Raw genomic sequence first — 2052 nt, forward strand, 5'->3', positions numbered from 1 at the left:
GTCGGCGCACAGGGCGGCGACGCCGAGGCCGCCGCGACCTACGCCCTCGCGGACGGTGCCGGACTCGTCAACTCCTCCCGCGGCATCATCTTCGCGGGCGAGGACGCGGGCGAGCAGTTCGCCAAAGCCTCGGGACAAGCGGCGAAACAGCTCAAGGAGCGGCTGAACCAGTATCGATAACGGAAAGTCGATTCGGAACCGACGATCGTGTTCAGAGTTGGTGTGTCTCGTCGTCCGTATCCGGCGGCGTGATGTCCTCCGCCCCCGGCCCGCTCGGTGTCCGATTTTGCTCCCCACCGACACCTAACTCGGCCGCACACTCGACGCAGTACCCGCTCGATCGGTTCCAGTGTTCGTCACAGACGAGTGCCCCACAGCGGTCACAGTCGTGCGTCGCCTCCGCCGCTTCACAGATCTGACACAGGCCACTGACGCTCATGGTTCGAGAGACGGGAGCGACCACCATCAGTCTGCGGGCGGCGACGAAAACAGGACGTACGTTTTGGATGACCGAACCTCACCGTACCGCATCGCAAGGGACACACCTTCCTCTACCGCATCACAACGGCCACACCTTCCTCTACCGATCACTCGCGTTTCCTAGCCGGTTTCGTTGGGAGATACCTTTACCAGCAGTGGAGCATATATCTACGGTATGAAAGTTCTCGTGACCGGCGGCACCGGATTCATCGGTCGAAACCTCGTCCCCGAACTGCACGAACGCGGCCACGAGGTGACGGCGTTGGCGCGGAACCCGGATGAAGCCGAGTTTCCGGACGGCGTCGAGACGGCGATGGGTGACGTGACGGCGTATGCCTCCATCGAGGAGGCGTTCGCGGGACAGGATGCGGTCGTCAACCTCGTGGCGCTCTCGCCGTTGTTCAAACCGCCGCGTGGGCTGTCGCATATGAGCGTCCATCTCGTTGGGACGGAGAACGTCGTCCGGGCGGCGGAGGAACACGACGTCGGAAAGATCGTCCAGATGAGCGCGCTGGGGGCCGATCCGTATGGCCCGACGGAGTACATCCGAGCGAAGGGGCGGGCCGAGGAAGTCGTGGAGGAGTCCGACTGTCGGTGGACGATCTTCCGCCCGTCGGTCGTCTTCGGCGACGGCGGCGAGTTCGTCTCGTTCACGAAGAAACTCACGCCGCCGTACCTCGCGCCGCTTCCCGGCGGAGGCAAGACACGATTTCAGCCCATCTGGGTGGGCGACCTCGTGCCGATACTGGCCGACGGACTGGACGAATCCCACGACGGGCAGATCTACGAGATCGGCGGCCCGGAAGTGTTGACCCTGGCGGAGGTTGCGAAACTCGCTCGATGGGCCGAGGGACAATCGGTTACCGTGCTCCCGATCCCGATGGAACTCGCGGGCGTCGGGCTGAAAGTCGGCGGCGCAATTCCGGGATTCCCGATGGGTGCGGACCAGTATCGATCACTGAAGTTCGACAATACGACGTCGGACCGTGATGTTCGGAACTTCGACATTAAATCCGAAGAATTGACTACATTGGAGGAATATCTCGGGATTGAGTCCATCAGTCCGACATAACATAAACGAGACTGTTCTGGAGATATGCAGACTTAAAGAGGGAGCATATGATACAAATCAGGTCGGGAAGAAAACTGTACCAAAATACGACGCAGTATTGCGTTTTTGTGCTACGTAGGTCTGTAGTTTGAAACAGAACATACCACAAAGTTTATACCCTTATTCCTTCTGTTCTTCTCTCAACGGAGAACGGTACCGAAAAATGAAACTCGCGATGATCGGATTTGGTCAGGCAGGCGGTAAAATCGTCGACAAGTTCCTGGAATACGACCAGCGAACACAGAGCGGCATCGTCCGCGCGGCTGTCGCCGTCAACACTGCCCGTGCTGACCTCATGGGTCTACAGCACGTTCCGGAGGAAAACCGGGTGCTCATCTTGATTCAGGCGAGAGAATCCCGCCGTTTACGGCGGGCGTGAATCGCCGTCATTGTTCATTTTCACTGGACGGCAAAGTCTAAGGTGCTCTTTTTCTGTATCTCGTCGTGACCGACGCGGTATA

2 protein-coding genes and 2 pseudogenes are annotated in these 2052 nt (G+C 59.3%); 3 read left to right on the top strand and 1 reads right to left on the bottom strand.

The genetic code is table 11. The annotated features are described in order from the left end of the window. Positions 1 to 180, top strand: a pseudogene (locus tag WBV42_RS17795) (orotidine-5'-phosphate decarboxylase); the annotation flags it as partial. Between the two features lie 31 nt (positions 181 to 211). Here WBV42_RS17795 and WBV42_RS17800 read toward each other — a convergent pair. Next, positions 212 to 439: a hypothetical protein gene (locus tag WBV42_RS17800; protein WP_190303713.1), complete on the bottom strand. Its 228-nt coding sequence runs from the start codon at positions 437 to 439 to the stop codon at positions 212 to 214. A 216-nt stretch (positions 440 to 655) separates the two neighbouring features. Here WBV42_RS17800 and WBV42_RS17805 point away from each other — a divergent pair, with 216 nt between their 5' ends. Both WBV42_RS17805 and WBV42_RS17810 read left to right on the top strand, forming a co-directional pair. Further along, complete coding sequence (locus WBV42_RS17805) at positions 656 to 1552, top strand: complex I NDUFA9 subunit family protein (protein WP_423987215.1); 897 nt, start codon at positions 656 to 658, stop codon at positions 1550 to 1552. 202 nt (positions 1553 to 1754) lie between these two features. Then, positions 1755 to 1928: pseudogene (locus WBV42_RS17810) on the top strand (cell division protein); the annotation flags it as partial. Positions 1929 to 2052: the final 124 nt, after the last annotated feature.

The organism is Haladaptatus sp. (assembly GCF_049589095.1).
GTDB lineage: Archaea > Halobacteriota > Halobacteria > Halobacteriales > Haladaptataceae > Haladaptatus.